Origin of the sequence: Arthrobacter sp. HMWF013 (genome assembly GCF_003061105.1) — a bacterium.
Taxonomy (GTDB): Bacteria; Actinomycetota; Actinomycetes; order Actinomycetales; family Micrococcaceae; genus Arthrobacter.
Genome location: NZ_QAIQ01000599.1, coordinates 1 through 1,143, shown reverse-complemented (window position 1 = coordinate 1,143; position 1,143 = coordinate 1). Strand labels below are relative to the sequence as shown.

Annotated in this window: 1 protein-coding gene; it reads left to right on the top strand. The window is 68.0% G+C overall.

Annotation, left to right across the window (positions count from 1 at the left end; all coding sequences use genetic code 11):
• Positions 1 to 47 precede the first annotated feature (47 nt).
• The coding region (locus DBR22_RS20265; protein WP_108600478.1) for an ABC transporter permease at positions 48 to 1,143 on the top strand (1,096 nt) is incomplete at its 3' end.

Here is a 1,143-nt window from a genome sequence, read left to right as displayed (position 1 = left end):
CGCCCAGCCCGTGCAGGAGCCCCGCTCCGGTGCCGTAGGAGACGACCATGAGTGAGAACAACGAGCCGCGCCGCCCGGCCGGCCCGGATCCGGACCGCGTTCCGGGAACGAAACCCGAGGAACCGGCTGCTCCGGCGTCCACGCAGGACACCGCCCTGGTGACCTCACTGGACACTGCCGGCGGCGCGATGCGGCCATCCGCCGTTCCCGTGTCGGCCCAGAGCGGGTCCCTTCCCGGTGGGGACTCGGACTCGGTCCTGCGCAAGATCTTCACCGGCAACGGCATCGTCACCATCCTCGCCGTCATCCTGGCGCTGATTCTGGGCGGGCTGCTTATTGCCAGCACGGACGAGAGGGTCGCCGCCACATCGAGCTACCTGTTTGCCCGTCCGTCTGACTTCCTCACCGCCGTCTGGTCGGCCGCGACCAGCTCCTACGTCGCTCTCTTCCAGGGCTCGGTCTTCAACCCGCGGGGGAGCGGGATCAGCGGACAGTTCGCTCCGCTGATGGAGACCCTGACCATCGCCACCCCGCTGATTACGGCAGGCCTCGGCGTTGCCCTGGCGTTCCGCGCAGGCCTGTTCAACATCGGTGCCCAGGGCCAGATCATCATGGCCGGCATTTTGGCCGCCTGGGTTGGATTCGCCCTCCACCTGCCGGTGGGGCTGCACCTGCTGCTGGTCCTCCTCGCCGGCGTTATCGCCGGCGCAGTCTGGGGCGGCCTCGTGGGCCTGCTGAAGGCCAGGACCGGTGCCCATGAGGTCATCGTGACCATCATGTTCAACTACATAGCGCTCTACCTCGTCCGGTACCTGCTAGATTCGCCGGCGTTCCAGCGGCCCGGCGAGGCCACCCCGATCTCGCCGATTCTGGACGCCACCGCCGTGTATCCGCAGATCTTCGGCACCCAGTACCGCCTGCACCTTGGGTTCCTGCTGGCCATTGCTGCAACGGTGTTTGTGTCCTGGCTGCTGAACCGCTCCACCATCGGCTTCGAGTTCCGCGCAGTGGGGGCCAACCCGAAGGCGGCGCTGACCGCCGGTATCAACGTCCCGCGTGCCACCGTCCTGGTGATGGCCATCGCCGGCGGCCTCGCCGGACTGTCCGGCGTCGCGCAGGTCGCAGGCACGGAAAAGGTCCTGA